The organism is Aliiglaciecola aliphaticivorans, assembly GCF_054782055.1.
The window spans coordinates 60343-83253 of the sequence record NZ_BAAGTF010000019.1 but is presented as its reverse complement, the minus strand read 5'-3'; the positions used below and the strand labels follow the sequence as shown (position 1 = coordinate 83253).

Annotated in this window: 20 protein-coding genes; 10 read left to right on the top strand and 10 right to left on the bottom strand. The window is 37.6% G+C overall.

Annotation, left to right across the window (positions count from 1 at the left end):
- Positions 1–10: 10 nt before the first annotated feature.
- On the bottom strand, positions 11–865 hold the full coding sequence (locus tag ACYVIL_RS10650; RefSeq protein ID WP_460312446.1) for a hydrolase 1, exosortase A system-associated: 855 nt from the start codon (positions 863–865) through the stop codon (positions 11–13).
- Positions 862–1653, bottom strand: coding sequence for an alpha/beta fold hydrolase (locus ACYVIL_RS10645; protein WP_460312445.1), 792 nt, complete (start codon positions 1651–1653; stop codon positions 862–864). Before ACYVIL_RS10645 ends, ACYVIL_RS10650 begins: the two co-directional genes overlap by 4 nt.
- Before the next feature lie 251 nt (positions 1654–1904).
- Here ACYVIL_RS10645 and ACYVIL_RS10640 point away from each other — a divergent pair, with 251 nt between their 5' ends.
- The 10 genes from ACYVIL_RS10640 to ACYVIL_RS10595 all read left to right on the top strand — a co-directional run bounded on the left by ACYVIL_RS10640 (position 1905) and on the right by ACYVIL_RS10595 (position 13243).
- A complete protein-coding gene (locus tag ACYVIL_RS10640) occupies positions 1905–3050 on the top strand; it encodes a DegT/DnrJ/EryC1/StrS family aminotransferase (RefSeq protein ID WP_460312444.1) in 1146 nt (381 codons plus the stop codon).
- A 9-nt stretch (positions 3051–3059) separates the two neighbouring features.
- Positions 3060–4082 carry a GNAT family N-acetyltransferase gene (locus ACYVIL_RS10635; RefSeq protein ID WP_460312443.1) on the top strand — a complete coding sequence of 341 codons (1023 nt, stop codon included), beginning with the start codon at positions 3060–3062 and terminating at the stop codon, positions 4080–4082.
- A 10-nt stretch (positions 4083–4092) separates the two neighbouring features.
- Positions 4093–5046 (top strand): glycosyltransferase family 2 protein, encoded by a 954-nt coding sequence (locus ACYVIL_RS10630; RefSeq protein WP_460312442.1) that lies wholly within the window; start codon positions 4093–4095, stop codon positions 5044–5046.
- A 56-nt stretch (positions 5047–5102) separates the two neighbouring features.
- Positions 5103–6068, top strand: a complete 966-nt coding sequence (locus ACYVIL_RS10625; protein ID WP_303470509.1) for a glycosyltransferase family 2 protein — start codon at positions 5103–5105, stop codon at positions 6066–6068.
- Positions 6065–7291, top strand: a complete 1227-nt coding sequence (locus tag ACYVIL_RS10620) for a glycosyltransferase family 4 protein (protein WP_460312441.1) — start codon at positions 6065–6067, stop codon at positions 7289–7291. Before ACYVIL_RS10625 ends, ACYVIL_RS10620 begins: the two co-directional genes overlap by 4 nt.
- 86 nt (positions 7292–7377) lie before the next feature.
- Positions 7378–8451, top strand: coding sequence for a glycosyltransferase family protein (locus tag ACYVIL_RS10615; protein WP_460312440.1), 1074 nt, complete (start codon positions 7378–7380; stop codon positions 8449–8451).
- 27 nt (positions 8452–8478) lie between these two features.
- Positions 8479–9777 carry a flippase gene (locus ACYVIL_RS10610; protein ID WP_303470517.1) on the top strand — a complete coding sequence of 433 codons (1299 nt, stop codon included), beginning with the start codon at positions 8479–8481 and terminating at the stop codon, positions 9775–9777.
- Between the two features lie 7 nt (positions 9778–9784).
- A complete protein-coding gene (locus ACYVIL_RS10605; protein WP_303470520.1) occupies positions 9785–10861 on the top strand; it encodes a nitroreductase family protein in 1077 nt (358 codons plus the stop codon).
- 1 nt (position 10862) lies between these two features.
- Entirely contained in the window at positions 10863–12044 is a 1182-nt protein-coding gene (locus ACYVIL_RS10600; RefSeq protein ID WP_460312439.1) for a polysaccharide pyruvyl transferase family protein, read from the top strand.
- Positions 12041–13243 carry a glycosyltransferase gene (locus ACYVIL_RS10595; RefSeq protein WP_460312438.1) on the top strand — a complete coding sequence of 401 codons (1203 nt, stop codon included), beginning with the start codon at positions 12041–12043 and terminating at the stop codon, positions 13241–13243. The genes ACYVIL_RS10600 and ACYVIL_RS10595 overlap by 4 nt, the downstream gene beginning before the upstream one ends.
- A gap of 51 nt (positions 13244–13294) precedes the next feature.
- Here ACYVIL_RS10595 and ACYVIL_RS10590 read toward each other — a convergent pair whose 3' ends face one another.
- Genes ACYVIL_RS10590 through ACYVIL_RS10555 form a run of 8 tightly spaced genes read right to left on the bottom strand, consistent with a single transcriptional unit; the run spans position 13295 to position 22847 of the window.
- A complete protein-coding gene (locus ACYVIL_RS10590) occupies positions 13295–14047 on the bottom strand; it encodes a glycosyltransferase family 2 protein (RefSeq protein ID WP_460312437.1) in 753 nt (250 codons plus the stop codon).
- Positions 14048–14088: 41 nt separating this feature from the next.
- On the bottom strand, positions 14089–15630 hold the full coding sequence (locus ACYVIL_RS10585; protein WP_460312436.1) for a hypothetical protein: 1542 nt from the start codon (positions 15628–15630) through the stop codon (positions 14089–14091).
- A 21-nt stretch (positions 15631–15651) separates the two neighbouring features.
- On the bottom strand, positions 15652–16581 hold the full coding sequence (locus ACYVIL_RS10580) for a polysaccharide deacetylase family protein (RefSeq protein ID WP_460312435.1): 930 nt from the start codon (positions 16579–16581) through the stop codon (positions 15652–15654).
- Complete coding sequence (locus tag ACYVIL_RS10575) at positions 16574–18325, bottom strand: asparagine synthetase B family protein (RefSeq protein WP_460312434.1); 1752 nt, start codon at positions 18323–18325, stop codon at positions 16574–16576. The genes ACYVIL_RS10580 and ACYVIL_RS10575 overlap by 8 nt, the downstream gene beginning before the upstream one ends.
- A gap of 32 nt (positions 18326–18357) precedes the next feature.
- Positions 18358–19812, bottom strand: coding sequence for an oligosaccharide flippase family protein (locus ACYVIL_RS10570; protein WP_303470535.1), 1455 nt, complete (start codon positions 19810–19812; stop codon positions 18358–18360).
- On the bottom strand, positions 19805–20797 hold the full coding sequence (locus ACYVIL_RS10565) for a hypothetical protein (protein ID WP_460312433.1): 993 nt from the start codon (positions 20795–20797) through the stop codon (positions 19805–19807). The genes ACYVIL_RS10570 and ACYVIL_RS10565 overlap by 8 nt, the downstream gene beginning before the upstream one ends.
- A gap of 9 nt (positions 20798–20806) precedes the next feature.
- Positions 20807–21505, bottom strand: a complete 699-nt coding sequence (locus ACYVIL_RS10560) for a tetratricopeptide repeat protein (RefSeq protein WP_303470539.1) — start codon at positions 21503–21505, stop codon at positions 20807–20809.
- Between the two features lie 10 nt (positions 21506–21515).
- The gene (locus ACYVIL_RS10555; protein ID WP_303470541.1) at positions 21516–22847 is read right to left on the bottom strand and encodes a putative O-glycosylation ligase, exosortase A system-associated; all 1332 of its coding nucleotides are present in this window, start codon (positions 22845–22847) and stop codon (positions 21516–21518) included.
- Between the last annotated feature and the right edge of the window lie 64 nt (positions 22848–22911).

Here is a 22911-nt window from a genome sequence, read left to right as displayed (position 1 = left end):
ACACGCCCTTTTAATTAACGCCAGAAAATTCGTTGTGTTTAATAAATTCAATGGTGTAATTTTCGACTTCTTGTTTAAATTCTTTGCTTGAAAAAGTATGATCCGCTTTAGAAATTCGGTGAACAGTGCTATCACTGCTTTTCAATTTTTTCCACGCTTTATTATTTAGGGTTTGCTGTTCAAACTCTTTCGCTGTTAAATCTACCCCACTTAAGACTAAACAGACCTTACCAGAGAATGCTTGCAAACCTTGTTGCATTTGAGCTTGATAGCTTTGCTGTTGATTGTCTTGACTAGAAACACTGTCGCTAACAAAGCCTTTTGCATCACCTATACTCCCGGCCACATTCACCTTTCCACGGATGAGTTTTGACCAAAACTCTTTTGAAAGTAAGCGCTGTACATAATAGTATTTCAACATGGTTTTGCCCATAGCTGCATCACTTCTCAACCATGGGTTTAGCAAAAATAATCCTTTCACTCGGTTATCTTGCGGGGCGTAAATCATTGCCGCCGATGCCGCATCGCAAAGCCCCCATATGACAACAGAATCTATACCTAACTCCTCGCAAAGTAGATCACAAGCAGCCTTAATATCATCGCTAATATTTTCAAAGGATTTTTTGTCGCCTTCGCTATCGCCCATACCTGTGTAATCAAACCGCAATGAAGCAATATTTGCCTTAGCGAGGGAACGGGAGAGCTGCACAAATTGCCGATGGCTACCAACACGATACTGTGGTCCACCGACGACGATAAGCACTGCGGTTTTAACGGCTGGAGAGGGACGATGTAAGATCCCCATGAGCTGAGCGCCACTGCTGTTAATTACCACTGCAGACTCGGTGATTTTTGAGGACATCATGCTTCTCCCTGCAACGCGTTCAAAGTAGGCAAATGCAATTGACTTTGTTCAAATATTTCTGGAATCTGCCAAAAAGCAGAACCTTCAAAACATGCCGTTTTAAGGAGCTGTTGATCCCACTCTTTAGTCTGTATTGATACCGCTGGGGGAATGGAAGCCGAGGCCAATTCGAACCAGGTTAATGGACAAGTTAGGGCTAATGCTTTAGAGACTTCGAGGCTATCGATAGACGAAAGTAAGTCGGCGGTAATTTCGTAACCAGCTACCTCAACATTAGTACCGGATAGGATTCGTTCACGCCAATTTACTTTTTGCTCTCCCTGCATCATCGAATTAGCCTGCTTTAAACGCAAAAACTGAGTCATGAATTGCTTACCTTTCATGACAGGTTTCCACAACAGAATCTGCTCTACGGGTAATACTGATTCGATGCTTTGTAATGTTGTCAACGCCATCAACCCACCAAAGCGCACCCCCCAAAGGGTAATACTTTGAATATCTTTAGATTGTAACCACTTAACAGTGGTAACAATATTATCTCGCCAGATAGCAACATTGACTTGTTCGATGTCTTGTTCACTGTCACCAGTTCCAAGATAATCGAGGGCATAAACACAATACCCCTGTTTAGCTAAAAATAACGCTTGTTTGGTAAGTATTGCCCTACTTAGATTTAGCTCTTCGAAAATAGACGGAAGCAATAAAATTGTTTTTTGCGAATTTGTTTGTCCGTATTGACTAACAAACAAGTTACCTTTGGCACAAGGTAGGAAATAACCTTTAATCACATTTGCTTCCTATAGGTACATGTTTTTTATCAAAGATAATAATATCTTACTCCAAATAAAAAGGCACCTAGATGATTAAAAAACGTCAAATAATTGTCCAAGCACATATACAAAAATAGGACTTTATGATGACATTTCGGTTAACTGAATCATCAATATAGCAATTTTGCTAAACATACCTTAGCATAAGCTTAGGAATTCTCTGTTTTTCATGAAGAAAAGCGATATCAGGCATAGTTTAGCGGAATCACATGGCAGTAAAATTTTTAAAACCCCTTGCCGATGCAAGTCAATTTCCGGCTCCCAGCGTCACAGCCACACCTAAATTTAGATTAAGGGATTTAGATTTAGCCCAACACACTAAAGGGGATGTGAGGGAAACCACCTTTACGCGCAATGGCCGCGGTGCAATAGGTATTGCCGGAACGGCCTTAAGGAAGGACAATTGTAAGAATGTTATCTTAATTCCCGCTTATCATTGCCCAGCTCTAGTGGAACCTTTCATATGGTTAGACTACGAAATTCGATTCTACCCTGTTCGTTCGGATTTATCGGTGGACATCAGTGTTTTAGAAGATGCCATTTCTTCCGGTGATGTGACCCATTGCGTGGTGGTTAGGTATTTTGGATTTGGTCAAAATAATAATGACGTTATTCAATTTTTGCATGCCCAACCAGTTAACATTATTGAAGATTGTGCTCACTCGATGTTTCGCTTCGTTGATCATTTTGCTGATTCAGGTAAACAGATCCCAGATGTTGATGCAAGTATATGTAGTATCAACAAGATTCTTCCTACCATTGACGGTGGTGCGCTGTATTTGAAAAGTAAGTATCAAGCCGAATTAACGCATGTTGGCTGGAGTGAAGAAGCTAAAGCCTGTGCATTTATCGTTGGCATTCCACAAATGGTTGGGAAAATAAAAGCGTTATTTAAAAAGACTGAAATTGAACCTACTCAGCAACACACTGATCCGACAGAAGAAGATATGCACTTACGGTATTTTCAACCAATAGATTTGGTGTCTGCAAGTTACCGTCATACTAAAATGATATTTTGTCACAGCAATTTAAAATACATACGCAATAAAAGACGTGAGAACTTCGAGTTCATAGTCAAAAACATTAACAACCCAGATGTAGGGAATGCACTTTTTAAACAATTAGAAACTGAAGATATTCCCTATGTTATTCCATTTTTATTAGAAGACGAAAAGTTCTTTTTTGATTTACGAAAAAAAGGGATTCAAATTCTAAGATGGGAAGAAGTTGCAGTGAGTGATTGCAGTGTAAGTCAAGATTATCGCTCTAGACTTATACAGATACCTTGTCATCAGCAGCTGTCTACCCGTCAGCTTACTTTTATTGTCGACACTTTTAATCAATTACGCCCTTAGGATAGTTTAATGAATTGGTCAGTTTTAAGTTGTTCTGAATTTTCTACCCATCAAAAAGCATGGGCAGAACTAAATAATAAAACCATGAATCTAGCGTTTTTCGAACCTGACTTTGTAAACGGGCTTATTGCACACTTTTTTGACGGAGATGAAAAACTAGTTGTTGCTTATAAAGACGATGAATTGCAATACGCAGGATTCTTTAAACCCTTAGGCAAAGGACGTTGGGCGACAGCCATGCCCTCACAATGCCCGCTAGGACTATTTTTACACCACGAGTCGCAAATAAGTAGCAGTGTGATGAAATCACTTTGTAATGCCCTACCCGGTACAGTTGCAATGCTAGATATGCTACAAATGGATTCAAAATATAGTCACTTTACCCCAGCAAGTGATTTTGAAATTATGCCGTATATTACTTCCGGTAATCGCCCTATACCTGAAGACTTTGACACGTACTTTCAATCACTTGGCAAAAATATGCGGCAAAATTACAACAAAGTAATTAATCGAGCTGCACGAGGGGATGATAAATTATCTTGGCAGAAGGTAACCAAGCCAGCTGAAGTGAAGCAAGCTATTATTAAATACGGTGAATTAGAAAGTCGTGGTTGGAAAGGTGAAGAAGGTACCGCTATCTCCCCAGACAACACACAAGGAAAATTCTATCAGCAAGCCCTCAGTAGCATGGCTGAACAAAATAAAGCCTGCTGTTGGTACTATCTAATTAATGATGAAATTGTCGCTGTGGATTTATGCATACAGCAAGATGATTGCTTAATTATCTTAAAAACCACCTATAACGAACAATTTAATAAACAATCTCCAGCATTAATGCTTAAAATTGAAATGATTAAATATTATTCTAATCACCGGGAACTCGAAGGAATTAATAATATAGAGTTTTACGGAAAAGCAATGGAGTGGCATAAGCGACTTGATTCAACCTTAAGAGAAATAGAACATGTCACCTATTTTCCAAATAAATTGGTGAAAACTGCCATAAATCTCATAAAAAAAGTAAAAAAGTAACTAATTGATTATGAATAACTCAGTATCGGTAATTATTCCGTTTTATCAAAGAACAAGTGGTCTGCTAACCAATGCTTTGAAAGGGATCCAGGCACAAACAGCCCTATCACGTATAGCAAATATTATTGTTATTGATGATGGATCTCCTACCCCAGCAAAACCGGAAATCGATGCTTTTAATTCAGATTCGGAATTTTATCGAAAAATTACCCTAATTAAACAGAATAATTCGGGGGTATCTCGCGCAAGAAATGTGGGACTAGAGGCAGTCACTGATGAGACAGAGTATGTCGCTTTTCTAGACCCCGATGATTTTTGGCAACCTGAACATGTAGAGCTTTCCCTTAAGGGCTTAGATTTGGGGAGCGATTTCCACTTTTCCAATTTCACACATATGGGGGTGACAATTGGAGCCTTCGAACGAGCTGGCTATATTGATCCTTCTAAGCACCCTATAATTGCAGATGAAAAAATTCATGAGTACGTTGGCGACATGGTGTTACAAACGACCACTGCCAATATAATCGGCACATCAACAGTGTTTTATCGGTTTACCAAAACTCCTCAATTACGTTTTGATGAAAATTTCAAATTTGCTGGTGAAGATTACTTGATGTGGTTATCTATTCTAAAGTACGCCCAAAAAATCACCTTTACAAACTCCATCACGGTTAGATATGGCGAAGGAATTAATTTATTTTCTGGGGCTAAATGGGGTAGTAAACATATGTGTAAAAGACTGTTTGATGAAATTAATTATAGGTACTTTTTACTGCATAATATCACCATGACAGAAGCAAACCGAAAAAAAGTAAAAGAAATGCTCTACGACAATCGCCAAGCTTATATTGGCAACTTACAATCTATGCTTAAAAGACTTAAACTCTCAGCTTTAGGGCTTTTTTATAAGCACTATACTCAGAATAAACCTTTTCGTGACACTTTACTAAAACGAATAGATTAATGTACGAGTCCAGTTGCACTGCCGACGGTAACAATAATTAGTATTAGGAATAAACTTTGAAACTAATAGTACAAATTCCCTGCTACAACGAAGAGCACACTTTACCTGCAACATTTAATGATATTCCTAAAACAATTGAAGGAATTGATCAGGTAGAAATTATGATAATTGACGATGGTTCAAAAGACCGTACTATCGAAGTGGCTAAAGAGCTCGGTGTCGATCATATTGTCATAAACAAAAATAACAGAGGTTTGGCTCGCACTTTTCGTAAAGGCATTGATGAATGCTTAAAACGAGGGGCAGATATTATTGTCAATACTGACGGTGATAACCAATACGCGGGTTGGGACATTCCTAAACTCATTCAACCTATACTTGATCGCAAAGCAGATGTAGTGGTTGGAGATCGACGCACAGGGCAAATAGATCATTTTTCTGGACTTAAGAAATTTTTACAACGACTCGGTAGCTTCGTGGTCCGTCAACTGTCAGGCGTTGACGTACCCGACGCAGTGAGTGGTTTCCGGGCATACAGCAGAGAAGCGGCCCTGCAGTTAAACATTGTGTCGCCATTCAGTTATACCATTGAAGCTTTAATTCAAGCCGGCAAGAAACACATGGCTGTAACATCAGTGCCTGTCGAGACAAATGAAAAAACACGGGAATCTAGGCTATTTACCAGTATCCCCAAATTTATTGAGCGACAGCTAACTACCATTGTGCGCATGTACACCATGTACCAACCCCTTAAAGTGTTTTTTATAATAGCGGTGACATTGTCCGTTCTGGGTATAATTCCGATAATTAGGTTTCTTTTCTTCTATTTTACAGGTGACGGTAGTGGTCACATTCAATCATTAATACTTGGCGGAGCTCTTACAATCTTAGGTTTTATAACCTTTTTAATTGCTTTGTTAGCTGACCTAATCAACTTCAACCGACAATTGGTAGAGCAAACTTTAGAAAAAGTTAGACGGCTTGAGCTTGAAATTAAAGATCAAACGAAAGATAAAAAGTGAAAATATTAGTCGTTAGCTCTAACTACCCCAGATGGAAAGGGGATAGCACAACACCTTTCGTGCATAACTTTGCAAAACAATTGGTCGAACTAGGTCATCAAGTAAGAGTGATTGCGCCACACTACGAAGGTGCGTTAAAAAAAGAAACCATGGACGATGTGGAAATTAGACGATTTCAATACTTGCTCCCTCAATCCGCTCAAACCGTCTGCTACCAAGGTGGTGCTTTAGGCAATTTAGAAAAAAACACCTCAAACAAATATAAGCTTCCCTTTTTACTTATTTTTGAGTGGTTGAGTATTTTAGTGCAAACCTTGATATGGCGGCCAAATGTTATTAATTCTCACTGGTTGGTTCCGCAAAGTTTTTTGTGTTCAATTGTGTCTATAGTTACCCGCACCAAACATGTGGCTACTGTGCACGGAGGAGACGTATTTGCGTTAAATAGTGGCATAATGAAAAAGGTCAAAACGTTCGCTATTAAACAAGCCCACCGCGTTAGTGTAAATAGCAGCGTTACTGAACAAAAAGTGCTAGATTTAGCCCCCAAAGTCGATGATAAATTATTTCGATTGCCTACTGGAATTTTACCTTTACCTCACATCAATAGTGAAGATGTCAAATCATTACGCGCTAAATTATGTCAGTCTACAACACAAAAATTAGTCTTGTTCGTCGGCAGATTAAGTGAAGAAAAAGGTGTTGGGGATGCCATTTTAGCGATCAAAAGGCTAATTGATAAAGGGCTAGATGTTCGCCTTGTTATAGCAGGTGAAGGGCACGATAAACAAAAATTCATAGATTTGGTTAAGCAACATCATTTAACTGAACATGTTCAGTTTGAAGGATGGGTTGATAGCAATCAAATATATACTTATTTCAAATCCTCGGATGTTTTTGTCGGCCCATCCAAACAAAGTTCTACTGGCTGGATTGAGGCTCAAGGTCTCACGTTTGTAGAGGCAATGCTAGCGGAATGTGCGGTTATTGGCACCAGAAGTGGCGGTATCCCAGATGCGGTTCAACCGGGTAAAACGGGTTGGCTGTGTGAACCCAACAATGCGGAAGATTTATCGAAAACAATCGAAAACGTTTTATTTCATCAAGACAACGTTCCTGACATTATTCAAAATGCCCGAAAATTCGCAGTTGAAAACTACCTCGTAGAGCATGTAGCACGTAAATTTATCAGCTCAATTAATATTGGCAAAGTAGATGACTAAAAAGTATTTCAGGCGCATGGAACCGTTAACTACGTTACCACCTATGGTAAAAATATGTACGAATCCAATTTGAGGCAGTTTAGTTAATGGCTAATAAATATAAGCGCATACTTTTAATTGGAAACTGTTTTTCATCTAATATGGATATTTCTCAGAATACCCAATACCGTAGTTACAAATTACAAGAAGCATTCGCTGAATATGGTGTAGAGGTTAAATTAGTATTAATTAATTATAAAAATACTAAGTGCTATATTTCCGAACATAAAAAATTATGCGTGTTAAGTGCCCACCCTTCTAAATGGTTGAAAAGCCGAAATCTATTAAGAACATTTTTAGCCACCGACAAACCAGATGTTTATTGGTTTACTAATGGTCCAATAGTTGCTTTTATCTCTATGATATTTATAAATATATTCAAGAAAAAAATCATTTATGAAGTATTAGACAATTACTCTACTTATTACCCCAAAATACTTTTTCCAATAACGTTACTTGATAAGTATATTAGGAAGTCGGCATTACTTTGCATATACGTTACCGCTGAATTGGCGAAATTAGATAAAAATAAAACGACAAGAAGGCTTGTGAATATCAATGGCTATGACCCCGATATTTTCACAAAAATGGATAAAAACGTTGCAAGAGAACAGCTGGAAATACCAGCAGGAGTCCAAGTCATAGGATTTGCCGGGTCACTCGACCAAAGAGTGAACTGTAACCTTGAATATTTATTCGAATCTCCTAAATTTAAAAATTGCATATTTGTAGTAGCAAGCAATTCAACTGCCCCAGAGTTCATCAATAAAAGCAACGTATTATTTCTAGGGAAAATGGAGATGAAGCAAATTCCTTTGCTTATCAATTCTGCAGATATAATGCTAATTCCAAATCGGCATGATGAGTTTACTAAGTTTTGTTTTCCAAGCAAGCTAATGGAGTACGAAGGTTGTGAAGCAAACTATATCTATACCCCAATGAATAAAACTGTTCGAAAGATATCATCGGGTTATGAATCTTCCTTTGATATGAGTATTTTTGCCAGTGACCTAGAGCAGCTATTAAATAAACCGCCTGCATTAATGAAACAAAATAGTAAAAAGTTTGACTGGCACTATTTAGTAAAACGTTTGCAACAAAGACTAGAGAGAACATCTTAATTTGAAATATTTAGCCTACAATCCAACATGAAGCTCAAAACTTATTTTTACAATGCTAATTGGCTCATTATTGAAAAGCTGATTAGTTTACCCATTGGATTAATTACTAGTATTTTTCTGGCTAGATACCTAGGGCCTGAATACTTTGGTGTATTTAGTTTTTTAATTTCAGCCGTTTATATTTTCCTTCCGTTAATGCAATTTGGTTTAAACTCCGTTTTAACAAAAGAGCTTGTCAGCCTTACTGAGAAAACCAGTGAAATACTATCAACTGCTCTGACTATACGTATATTGGCATCTCTATTTACGTTTATAATTGGCGCAATCTCAGCGGTATTATTTGATTGGATAGATGAACGTCATCTTCTTCTATTCTTTTTATTGCTTTTTTCTCACACATTCTCCGCTTTCGATATCTTTAATTTTTGGTTTGAATCTAAGAAAAATAATCGACCAGTAGCAATTGTAAGAGTATTAACCTTATTACTTTTCAGTATTTTAAAAGTATTTGTAGTCATTAAATTTGAATCATTAAGCTTACTGTTATTGGTGCAAGCTTGTGAGTTAATGACCGGCTATCTTCTATATTATTTTTTGGCGAAGGTTTACCAATGTCATTTTCAATGGCAACCTTCCTACTCCTATGGCAAACAACTCGTTAAAAAATGTTGGTGGTTGATTTTTTCTGGCATCGCAGCAGCGCTTTACATGAAAATCGACCAGGTAATGTTAGGCACAATTGCATCAAAATCTGAGGTCGGCATATACTCTGTTGCAGTTCGCTTTTCAGAGATGTCTTACTTCCTCCCTGTTGCAATTGTAACTGCATTTTTTCCTTACCTAATTGAGCGTAAACAGTTGAGCGCTCCAGCATACAACAACACTTTAGCTATATTTCTTGGCGGTTTGTGTTGGTTAGGTATAGCAGTTGCGATTGTCGTTACATTAATCGCTACTTACCTCATAAAGATATTGTACGGAACAGAATATAATGCCTCTGCCTCAATTCTAGCAGTGCATGTTTGGGGCGGGGTATTTGTTTATATGAGAGCATTACTAAGTAAGTGGTTAATCATTGAAGATCTTTTGTACTTTTCATTAGTGACTCAAGGAACTGGCGCAATCGTTAATATTATTCTAAATCTACTCCTGATACCTGAGTATGGCGCCCTTGGTGCTGCCTGGGCGACCATTCTATCACTCGCTTTTGCTAGTTGGTTTTCGTTCTTTTTCACTAAAAAAACAGTTAAAATAGCGGTTATTATGACATGCGCCCCATTTATGTTTCCAAAGCATTGTTTAAGCCTGATAAATAACAAAAAGTAGGACTGTAATGAGTTTAAAGTTGATCAAGAAAATACTGCCGCGTCCTATAGTTACGTTTATACAATCAATACTCGCTAAATTAGGAGAATTAAAAGAAGGCATTGCTTTTCAATGTAGTAACAGCATGTTTCTTTCTTCTACCTATTATTTTTTATTTTCTCGCGCATTTGATAGAGAACATTTATCTGTTTTGCACGGAAAAAAGCGTTATGCCAGTGATATAAAACATGGAAAAGCAGGCCTAACCCTTCTTCGTCGAAATGTTCACCGACTTGAGAAGGGCTTAATTATGAAACCTCGTAGGCCAATCTTCGCAAAGGACTATATAACTGAAACGGTAGAATTCTTACACAAAGTTGTTACCGAAAACCCTGAAACAGAGGTTGATGAACTTAACTGGTTTTGCGATGTTTTAACAACCTACTTTTTAGCTGTTCAGAGCGATCCTGTGATTGATAAAGCAAAAAGTTTGTTTGACGATACCGTTAAACTTAGAAATCTTAAGATTACAGACAAAATCCCCTATGTTAGGAATTTTTCAAACAATATCCCGAGTTTCGAGCAATTTGAAAACCTTAGCCTTAGAAGACGCTCCGTTAGGTGGTTCGAAGATAAAGCTGTCCCTCGCGACCTTATAGATCAAGCAATACTAGTTTCCTCTCAATCACCGAGTGCTTGCAACCGCCAACCTTTCAGATTTCATATTTTTGATGACCCATCTTTGGTACAAGAAGTGTCAAAAATTCCAGGTGGTACCGCAGGGTTCAATCACAACTTCCCTGTATTTATAGCTGTAATTGGCCAATTACGTGCCTATTTTGATGAACGTGATAGGCATGTAATTTATATTGATGCATCCTTAGCAAGTATGTCTTTTTTATTTGCTTTGGAAACTCTAGGATTAAGCAGTTGTGCGATTAATTGGCCTGATGTTCCGGAGCGAGAAAAGAAAATGAGCAAAGCCCTTGCCTTAGATGAAGATGAGAGGGTTATCATGTGCATAGCTGTTGGCTATCCAGACAAAAACGAAAAAGTACCGTTTTCACACAAGAAGTCCTTAAGTCAATTAAGGAAATATAACTAGGATGTCAAAAATGATTTTCGAAATTCACGGTGGCCAGTTTAAAAACAAAGGCGCAATGAAAATGCTCGTTACTTGTATCAAGCAACTCGAGCAACGGATCCCAAATGTTACTTTTGTTGTTGATGGCTGTGTCGGGAATGATCAGCAATTAGACTCATTAAATCTTAAAAAGCTCTTATTTAAACGTGGGTGGATGGGCTCTAAACGGTTTGGTCTTGGATTCTTAATACAACGAGTTTTGGCAGTATTAGCCTCACTTTTTCCTTTTTTATTTAAGAATGCTTATACATTAAATAAAATCGACGGGGTAATTGACGTCGCAGGTTTTGCTTACACCGATCAATGGGGTTATAAACCAAGTGAGGATTTCGCTAAGCTCGCGAGCTATTATCACCGTAAAGGTAAGAAAGTTGTTATGCTTCCTCAAGCATTTGGCACATTTACACAACCTAAAATAATCAACGCCATAGAAAAAATTATTAATAACACAAACCTTATTTATGCCAGAGATTCTTCATCATATAAGCACCTTACAGAAATATCGAATAACACTGATGTTCTAAAAAGAGCCCCGGATATTACACTGTTTGTAAAAGCTAACAGTAATGAAAACCAAATTGTCAGCAATAAAGTAGCAATAATTCCCAATATGCGCATGCTTGATCAAGGGAGCGAATTTTGGAAAGAGAACTACATCCCGTACCTCAATATGACCATCGATACCTGCATTGACAATAACTTAGATCCTATCTTTGTTATTCATGATCAAGCAGGTGAAGATATAAAAGTAGCTCAAAAAGCGTTGCTAGAAAGAACTGACGATATTCAAGTTCTGCAAATAGATGATCCTTGGGAGCTGAAATCAAAGTTAAGCACTATGCAATTTGTTGTTGGCTCTAGGTTTCATGGTTTAGTCGCAGCACTCTCCAACAATGTCCCTGTTATTTCTATAGGCTGGTCTCATAAATACGCTGAACTGCTAAGTGATTTTGGGTTGAGTGAGTTTCTTATTTCAGAGCAACATGGAAAAAAAGAGCTATCGTCGCTCATTAACGTGTTAACAAATGAGAGTGAAAATAAACTTAAACGAGATATTGTTAAAGTCAATTTTGAAAAACAAAGAGACACTAACAAACGCATGTGGAATGAGGTTGTAGAAGTTTTACAAGGCAACTGCCGTTGAAAGTACTCCATTTAACCTCTGGCAAATTGTCAGGAGGGGCTGCAAAAGGCGCTTTACGCTTGCATAAAGGCTTGCTGGATATTGGCGTTGATTCGCATCTCTGCGGTTATAATAACACCCAAGAAAAAATAGAAAACTTAATTGAATGGAGTTTTTTTGATAAAATTAAATACTCTTTAAATCGTAAAAAAAATACGTTTGACCTCAAACACTATAAACACAAAAGTGAGGAAATATTCAGTGTCGGTAATGACCTGTTTAATTGTTTCAAACACATCGACTTTAGCCATTACGATATCGTAAATTTGCATTGGGTAAATTACTCATTGAATATTCGGTTCATTGAGTATCTAAAATCTCAAACTAAAGTAGTTTGGACGTTGAGAGATATGTGGCCCTTCACTGGAGGATGCCATTACTCTTTGAACTGTATCGGATATAAAGAGGCGTGTGGAGATTGTCCGAAACTGAATTCAAATACCGAAACAGACATATCTAATTCTCTTCTTCTAAAAAAACAATGGGCTTTTAAAGATATTAACTTCATTGCCATCTCTGATTGGCTAAAATCAGAAGCGTTATCTAGCACTATTTTAAACAACTCATCAATTGATACTATTTATAATTCAGTGGATGTCTCCAAATTTAATATCATAAATGACCAAAATACGATTAAGAATATAAAGAAGATATTTGGTATTGAAACAAGCAAAAAAATAATCATTACCGGTGCACAAGATGTTATGGATATTTATAAGGGTCCAGATTTTGTGCGTGAATTTATTAAATTACATGCTAATGACTTTTACTTTATTATTTTTGGCCAAAACGCTGAAATTCTAACTAAGGGTTTAAATCTTGAAAATATTAAACTTGTTGGTTTTCAAGACGAACCTTCTTTAGCTAAACTTTATAACATCGCTGATTACTTTTTGATGTGTTCTGTTCAAGAAGGTTTTGGTAAGACAATTGTTGAATCACTAGCATGCGGTACACCGGTTATCACGCTTTCCGGGGGAGCACCTGAAGAATTGATATTGGCGACAGATGGCGGATTCATATGGGATGGCGAATCGAAACTTGATTTAACTAGTCCCAAAACCCCTGAAAAGTTAAGACTAAATGCAAAAAATAAATTTAGTCTAGAAACTATTGCAAAACTATATAAGTCAAAATACTCCCAGATTACTTCAGCTTAAACTTAATACTGCCCTAACCCTCTGAACTTCTCGGTAACTCATATTCAAAAGTTAATTAATCAAATATTTGAGTCGACGATAGGGAAGATAAATAAGCCAATATAATTTATGGATAAAAGTATTCAATTTAGTCGATGGGTTGGTAGCTTGCACTTTACGCTCTTCATCGAAGCGAGCTTGTAAAGATTGCCAATCCTGTTTGGAGCTCACACCAGTATCTCGCATAAAAGATAAAGTGAGATCTACTGTTTTAGATCTTATTCCCTTTCTATAAATTCTGAGAAAAAAATCGTAGTCCATACAAATTTTGAAAGACTCATCAAATTGCCCATATTTTTGGAACAAAGTTCTCTTACAAACAGCTCCTTGATGATGAACACCTTTGAAATTAGTTTTCCAACTCAGTGGTCGAGCGATTAAAGTAGAATCGTTTCTACCATATTTAACATTGCATAGCACAACGTCATCATTTTCACTCATTTGACTGACTAATTGACTAATTGTAGTCGGCTCAAATAGATAATCATCTGAGTGAATAACAATAATGTAATCACCACTGCAGTTTTTGATCCCTTTGTTCATTGCATCAGAGATACCTTTATCCGGTTCGGAAATTAAAATATCTATTTTGTCTGAATATTTATTGGCAATATTTAAGGTTTTATCTGAAGAACCACCATCGATAAAAACATATTCAATATTGGTATATGTTTGCTCAACTATGCTTTTTATGCAGCTTTCAACATATTTTTCGCCATTAAAAACAGCGGTAACAATGGAGATTTTAGGTAAAAATTGAGTCATAACAAGATCGCCCTTAAATATGCGTAGGAATGAACTAACATTTATTGAATACCTTCAATTACATATTTTGCACATGCTATTTCTCTATCCTTACGATATTGAATCATGAACTTTTCAATTTTATCCTCGGTTAATTCAGATAAGTACTCATTATCTGAATCCGAGTAATGATAATCATTGTGATTGAAAACAGGACCATCTTCTAGATAATAACGACTAGTCAGGCTTATATTTAACATATTTAGCGTACCAAAAGCGCCTAAAAATGCCATTAAGACGAGAACGCCTTTATTGTAACCTTTGCCTTCAATAACATTAATATACACAATCAACACTGTCGCAAGAGCTAATGGAGGCCAAAACTCTGTTATATAGCGGTGAGCAATTGTTGGATAGGTTAATTGAAAAAATGCACCTATTGAGCTAAAGACAAGTATGCCAATTAACAACAATGGGTTACCTTCCCTCCTCTTGCCAATTCCCTGAGCTAGAACCATCAAAAAACAAAGACATGATAGAGGCCACAATTGATAAATTGGGACGACGGGATCTTCAATTCTTCCAAAGCCAGTTTCTAAATTTAATCTTAAATACTTATAAATTTCCATATCAGCGGTAAAATAAATATAGAGATTTGGAATTATCCTAAGGACTTTTGCAAACTCCCCAACAGGTAAAACTGGACAACGCCGCTCGGTAAAACCTTCCAGAAAATTATAGCCATAGTTGTGCCCCATAAACTCTATGGCATCACCAAACTTCAAGTAATTTAATATCAAAACACTCGTACCAAAAACGAACATAATCAAGAGTGGTGTCGTATAGTTGCGAAAAACGATACTAAAGAAGTTAACTGTATATTTTTGCGTAATACCTTGGCTACGCATGGTTCTTAAAATACAAATTAACATTAAGAAGCAAGTTACACAGTAAAGTGCTAGTGCAGTAGGCATTCGAGTATGAACACATAAGCCAGCGATGAGTGCATAGAAAGCAAAATTATACTTTTTCTGTGTATCTAGGAAAAAATTGTCTTTGATTAATAAACCAAGAAATATGTTACTCAAACACAATGCTGCGGCATAGGGCTCATGATAAATCACCGAATTTTGAAGTATAATAAACGTTCCCGAGCCAAACCAAAGAACAATTAGTAACCCAAAAATCGCAAGTAAACTTGTTATAGAAAAACGATTAAACGCAACGTATCGCTTCCAAATACTAAAATGCAGAAAGACTTGTCCAAAAGTCGAAAACAAAAAAACCACCAATGTTGAAAGTGGTGTTGTTTCAAGATCTACGAATGGACTTAGGATAAACCTAGGCAATGTGGGAAGCATGCCATAATACATATAGACTTTTGAATCGATATAATTACCTTCTTGCCCAATAGCAAAGGCGGGTATGTCCAATCGCCCATCTAGCATAGCAAGGGTATAATAATTATAAGCTTTCCATAAAAATTGTGGCTGGAAGAAATCGAAGGTAAAATTTGTTGCAAATGCTGCATATGCAATGACCGCAATCACGACAAAAAGAAAATTGACCATTTCGATTTTTTTCAACTGAGTGGAATTATCCATAATTTCTCTTCAAAATATTAGTTATCTCAATCTGGACTTGATTAGCCGCCCATGAAACTTAAGAGCTGAGGTATCCCAAGGTGTAAACCGTTTTAATCGATGCAAATCGTCTCCATAAGCTGACGTTCCCCAATCTGTCACTACAGCGGTTTCATATCCAGCCTGTTTCACCAATTGTACGGTTTTATCGGTTAAATCTTTCCCATAAGACCCATTTGGATAAGCAAAGTGCTTCACGGGTTTCCCTGTCCAACTTTCCAATTGCACTTTACATTGATGAATTTCTTCAAATTGCTGCTCTTTAGAAAGCACTTTAAGAATGGGATGGTTAACGGTATGTCCGCCAATTTCAACGCCTGTTTCGGAAAGCTGTTTAATTTGCTGAGGATTCATCATCCTAGGTTCAGGATCGGCTAGGTTATTGTCATCATAAAGTTGTTGTACACCTGCAAGGCGCTCATCAATAGGAAGGTATTTTAGTCGCATCAACTGTTCTTCAGCTAACCGATTGCGATTGTTCCAATCCCCTAAAGCCACCTGTGTATTTTCTATGATCAAATTATCCAAGCGAGGATCTTTAAATAAATCCAACACCCTATCATTCCACATATCCGCCCCTTCGCTAAAAGCAGTGGCAACGTAGACAGTAGCAGGAACCTTATATTTGGCTAAGATAGGTTGGGCAACCGTTAAGTTATTTAAATATCCATCATCAAAAGTAACGCATATTGCGCGCTTAGGAACAGTATTGTTTTCTATGTGTCTAGCTGCTTCACACAAGCTAATGGGTGAAAAATGTTTGGATATCAGTTGCATATGCCAATCAAAAGTATCCGCAGTGACTTCATAGGGGCGCATGGGATCAAACTGTTCTAACACCTGATGGTAAATTAGAATACTGAGTTTATTGCCACCAAATAGACTATTTATCGCCCCTAGAATACTATGCACGAAAATCCTTAGCTTCTTTTTGTAGCCACAATTCTAATACCACCATTATCCAAATAAGCTCACCAAAATAGCCAGCATGCACACTACCATGTGATTCAAGTGCTTGTTCAACTAGACTTTGCTTAACAATGTTGCGTTTTTTAAAACTATTCAATGCCGTTATGGTTAAATCTTTTAATGTTTGATTTTCATTCATCCACACACCAAAGGGTAACCCAAAGCCATGTTTACTTTTATTAAGTGTTTCATCGGGTAAGAACCCTTTGCAGGTTTTTTTATAAAAATCTCGTAACTGACTCCCAGGCAATTTAACATCTGCAGGAATAGTACAACTAAAATCTACAATATTTTTATCTATCAATGGGTAACGTACTTCAACTCCTGCAAGTTCACACATTTTGTTGACCTTAACCAAGTCGTTATCAGCAAGGGTAAACTTCCAATCTAGATATAACATACCATCAACTGGGTGCTCGCTTTTGCAATCATGGAAACGACTTTTGAGCTGTTGAGCAGGTTCTGTCACATCAACATTATCAAGTATTTCCTGTGAGAAAATGGCGTCGTTACCCAATTGATTTACGAAATTATGGGTTTGTAGCCGCCCCGGTAAAGCCACTTTTGCTTGGGCAATATAACTGGCGACTTTTTTAAATAACGGAAGTTTTCGTGTAAATCCATTATTCAATAATACGTCCAAACTATTGGCTAGCCATGTTGGTAACTTAGTGAAGTGCTCAAACACTTTTTGTTTAGCATAGCGCTCGTTTCCAGCAAAAAACTCATCTCCACCATCACCCGCCAAAAGGACCTCAATGCCCTTGCTTTTCGCAAATGTTGCACAAAAATATGCAGCCATAGCCGAAGAGTTACCAAATGGCTCATCAAAATACTGTGCGACCTTAACAAACTCCTTGGCTGCTTCTTCCGGTTTTAAATATAAGACTTCATGATTTGTGTCGAAATGTTTAGCGGTGATCAGTGCATATTCCGTTTCATCATATCCCGGCACTTCAAAACCAATGGAAAACGTTTTGGCTTTTTCAGGCTGATCTTTTCTACCTTGAATTTTAGCCAGCATACCCGCCACGGTTGAACTATCTAAGCCTCCACTTAAAAAAGCTCCTACATTATCTGTAGAATGGGACTCAACCGCTGTTTCGATGGTATTTAAACAGGTTTTTAAAGCCTCGTTGGGATCCTTAATATGAGTGGCAAATTCAGGGCAATATAATAATTCATTGTTTACCACACCATCTAAACCAAAATATATTGCTTTACCTGGCTCGACTTTATAGACATCTTCGTAAACGGTTTTTGGTGCAGGAATACAGTGAAAGTAGATATAGTTGTATAAAGCTTGTTTGCTGATCATTAGTGACACATTATCAATGGCTTTTATGGCCCGTAACGAATCACTAATAAACAACTGATTGCCCCTTTGATAATAAAAACAAGGTTTGGTCGCAAGGTGATCGGTCAACACAATAACTGGCGAATTTTTTTCACTAATGACTAACCAAAACTGCCCGGAAAGTTGCTCATAAAAATCACTTAAAGAAGCACTTGAAGAATACGCATCTAACACTAATTCTGGCTCGACTTTAACGCCATTAAGCAGAATATAACCGTGAACGATTAGACTTCTTTGCTCAGAAGTATAAGAACTCGTTTGTTTATGATGATGAACGAACAGCTCTAACTCATTATCATCGGCTATTTGATACCAATCGGCTAATTGCACGCTGATTTATCCTTTATAAGTACGAAACAAATTTATTTATAACCAAAAGCCTTATTTAAAGCTAGGCTTTCAAGTGTGTTTTCAGGTTTTCCTCGTAAAACGTAAAGTAACATTATGGTAGCTAAATAACTCATTCCACCAACAGCAACTTTGGCCAATAGAACGATAAATAGAGGCCATTGGAGAACAGGAAAGAAGGTTAAAACGGCAAACATAGCAAAAGCGCCGGTCAATGCCGGCCACCAGCTACCAAAAATACGTTGCAAAGATATATCCAGTTCACGACTGATACTTACCAAAACCATAGGCAGTGCAAGTAAAGCACTAAAAAACAACATTTTAGGTAAGTCGGAAACCTGCTTAAATGAAAGCGTTAGGACTATGGTACTGATCAAAATGATATTGCGAGCCCACATCAATCGATTAGAAACAACCTCTTTTTCCATCATGACCAAAAACTGCTCACTAAAAAACATCATTATCCCGCCAATCATGGCATACAAGCTAAACCACTGCAGCATAGGGATGGCTGCGAGCCACTTGTCACCCAAAAATACAGGAACAAACTCTTGCGCTACCATTGATAGACCAATACCAACAGGCAGAAACACATACACAGCAGCGGCAAAGGTAATTAGTAAGATATCTTTAAAATTAGCACTTTCCCTAAGTACAGCCAAATTAGGTATTAGACCTCGGATAACTGGCATCAGTAATTCTTTGGTGAATAGACCAGCTAAATTAACCGCTATATGATAAATACCAAGAAACTGCGCTGAGGCGACTCTACCTACAATGGCAACATCAGCCTGATTATTGATATACCTGGCGATACTCAGAGGCACAGTGGCTTTCGAGTATTTAAGCATATCTCGCCAATTATATAGAGATAATTTAGGACGGAACGGGTGTAAGAAATAACTTAATATACAGCCAATAATTGACGATACTAATTGACCAATAACCAATGCCCAAAAACTTTCTAAATACCAAGCAAAACCAATTGTTGCAGTGAGATAACTCAATCGCGTCCAAATAGTTAACACGAAATCGATTTTAAAGTTCATCTCTTTCTGGGCAATGATTATTCCAAAATTGTTAAGCCCCTGAATAACGCGAACAACGGCTAAACAATATATCACCTCGGTAAGTACTGGTTGACTGTAAAAATCTGAGATAAAAGGTGCGATTATCACCAATGGTACTGCAATCAAAAACGATTGAATTATGCCGACTGTCCAAGCTGCGTTAAATACACGGTTATCATGCTCTTTATATCTTAATATATACAGGTTTAAACCAGCTTGAGTTAATGATTCCAACAACGCAACGACGATTGTCGCCATTGCAATTATTCCGAAATCAGCAGGTGCAAGCAGCCTGGCAAGTACAAAAGTACTTACCATTCCGATGAGCTTAGAGCCCCACTTAGAAAGAATTGACCAGACAATACTAAAAAGCGTATTGGTCTTTATTTCGTTACTCATAATTGAAAGGCAAAATACCGTAGATAGCGTCTATTAAACCTTCTGGTGTAGTGTAAATTCTCTCAACTTTTTTAGTTCTGATGTTCAAAGCAACAATCAAAGAGTTGTTACCAGAAGAATATTTAAAGTTTCCTTTGGTTAAAAATTTGATTTTGGATTTCAAATTGGTTTTTCTTAATTTCGAATACCCAATGTAAAAAATATCACCATCAATATGCAATCCACGGCACCATCCCATAGGACGATTTAATGCTCCACTGAAAGGATCAAAAGTATCGAGTGTCTTTTTAGATTTGGGATCACTAAACACAAGGTAACCATCTACTCGTGTAAATACGAGCTTATTCTCCCACCAGATACCATCATGAACACTGACTTCACCGCCAAGGCTAATATCGATAATTTCTGTAGGTTTACTCAAATTCACCGCATCTTCTTGAGTACAGCGCGTTGCCCAAAGGTCTTCGTCAATTTTAAACACAAAATTAGGATGACTATCGTGGGGTCTGGTGGAATGAACTAAGCGATAATCCACATGCTTATCAAATCTATGCCAAGGATCTTTACCTTCGGTATTTAAAATTGACTTAATCTCGCCATTTTCAATATCCATTACCACAACGTTATCTAATCCTGTGGAAGTCACTACCAGATCGCCATTTAAAACATGAACAGAATGAATATTGTGAAAACAAGGATGAGAAAAAACAGACAAGGGTTTTAACCCTGGCAGACTATAACAATGCACTTCTGTATCGGTGGGTAACCATAATTTATCCCCATCGACACAGCCTGCTGTAAATTGTAAATTTGGGTGTTCTTTAGGATAATTTTCACCACCTTCAGTTTTAGTTAGAAGTTGAGAGAATTCTCCGGATTCTAAATCTAATAACACTAAACTGGCTTTTCCGTAATACTTACCTTCCCCCAACTCAAACCCATTCGGGCGTAGGCAACCGCCAGATAACATCAGCTTTTTAGACACCCTAAACTCCTAATTATTTTTAGCTTTTTCTAGCTCTGCAATTTTCATTTTTAAACCTGGCAAAGGATAACCTAATTTATAGGCCGCTTCGGCATATTTTTTCGCGTTAGCAATATCATTCACTTCCGCATATGCAAGCCCAACATTGTATTTTGTCTCTGCTGAACCAGGCGATAGCTTATCCGCTTCCAAAAACTTCTCTAACGCACTTTGGTGTTCTCCACGACGATAGTGATAAATTCCCCATGTTAAATATGTTGATGCCTGACCAGGATAAATTTTAGCTGCACGTTCAAAAAAACAACCGGCGTCATATTTAGGCGCACCAGTATTTAAATTGGCCTTAAATGAGCGTGAATTCTCCCACTGGTATTCATAACGTGCATAAGCGTCTAGTGCAGCAGGATGATTGGGGATAGACCCTAGCACGAACAACAAATCTCCAGGCTGCTTACCGGTATTTCCCTCGGTAAGACGACGAACTTTTTTAGGAAAATGTGCGGATTCTACCAAATACAGTAAACCGCCTCGGTATGTACCGGTACTTTGCCTAGTCTCAGCAGCATAATAATCAAATGGCTTCCCTCGTCGCCATTTCATTTCCATACAATTAGATTTAGCAAAAGCTTCGCCTACTTGCCCCAAAACCAATAAGGCGAGAAAACCTGACTGTATCAATACCGTTTTCGTTATTTTAATCTTAGCCATAGTTAACATCTTATACCTGCTTAATAGGTTGTCTTCCAAAAGCATTATTTTCTATTACTTTCTTTGGATTCACAATATGAATAGAAATCGCACAAACTATACCCACTATGGTATAAAATAAATCAAAATAAGCCAAACTCACGTTTCCACCAGTAATACAGTAACCAACCAGGGTAAGCGTTAAGGCTTTACTTAAATTGACTAGCCAAACTTGGTTATTCTTCTCTGCCCACTTTTTATTTTTAAAATTCATTCTTAAGGTGCCCAACAATATCATCATAAAAATAAATAAGCCGCCAAAGCCATGATCACCCAACACTTGCATATAAATATTGTGTGCGGCTTTTGCACCTAGAGTCGGCGGAATAGGTGGCGTTTCAATGGGACCAAAATTAGGAGTCATAGGCGCGTAATAGCGCCAAAGCGGTTGGTTTTTAACCGCATGGAAGCCGCCACCAGTCAACGGGTAATCAAGGGCAATTAGAGTAGATATTTTCCACGCCCACAGTCGCCCGATAAATGAGCCATCTTTGCTCGCCGCTGTAGAAACCGTGTTTTGCCTTTCTTTCCACTCTCCTGGGGCAAAAGCAAAAAACAAAGGAATGATGATTGCGGCAACAACTCCGTACAACACCTTTCGTTTCGAGGTCCACCAAAATGCGGCTCCCAAAATAACCAAACCTATAAATCCACCTCGAGAATAGGTACCGATAATTGCCAATATGTTCAGAACTAGTATTATTTTTAAACCACGTTTAATTACGAAGTTTTCAGTTACCGATATTAAATAAATAACTAATGGAATACACATATTGATAGCAACCGCCAGGTCATTTCTATCCCGTATAATACCGGCCTTACCCACTATGCGGTGGCTTCCTCCAGATAACATGAATTTCACAGCTTCCATTGCTGCAAAAGAGGAAATAGCCAAAACTATGGCCCAAATCATCGTATTGAGGTGTAGTTTTTTATAAATAGTCAAAGTAATAAATAAAAACAATAGAATGACTTTTATAAACTGATTCCAATAATCCCACACATAAGCGGAGTAAGAGGTTTGATTGGTTGCTGTAGAGATCAATGTCCATATTGCAAAAATTAACATCCAAAATGTTAGTCCATTAAACTTCCACTGTTTATATTTTTGGACAATGATGTATGACAGAGCTGTTATCACCACTATGGTTAAATTCAAACGAAAATGACTGGAAAAACCAAAAGCCCATTTCGCAGGTGCAGTTAGTGCTATCCATACCCACGCAGCAGTGCCGATATACGGACGTTTAAAACTGTAATAAATGGCAACAAATAGGAAGCCAACGAGTAGCAGGTCGCGCATTAATCATCATCCTGCAAACTTGACCACCAAAACATATAACAAATTGCTGCAATATCAGCCATAA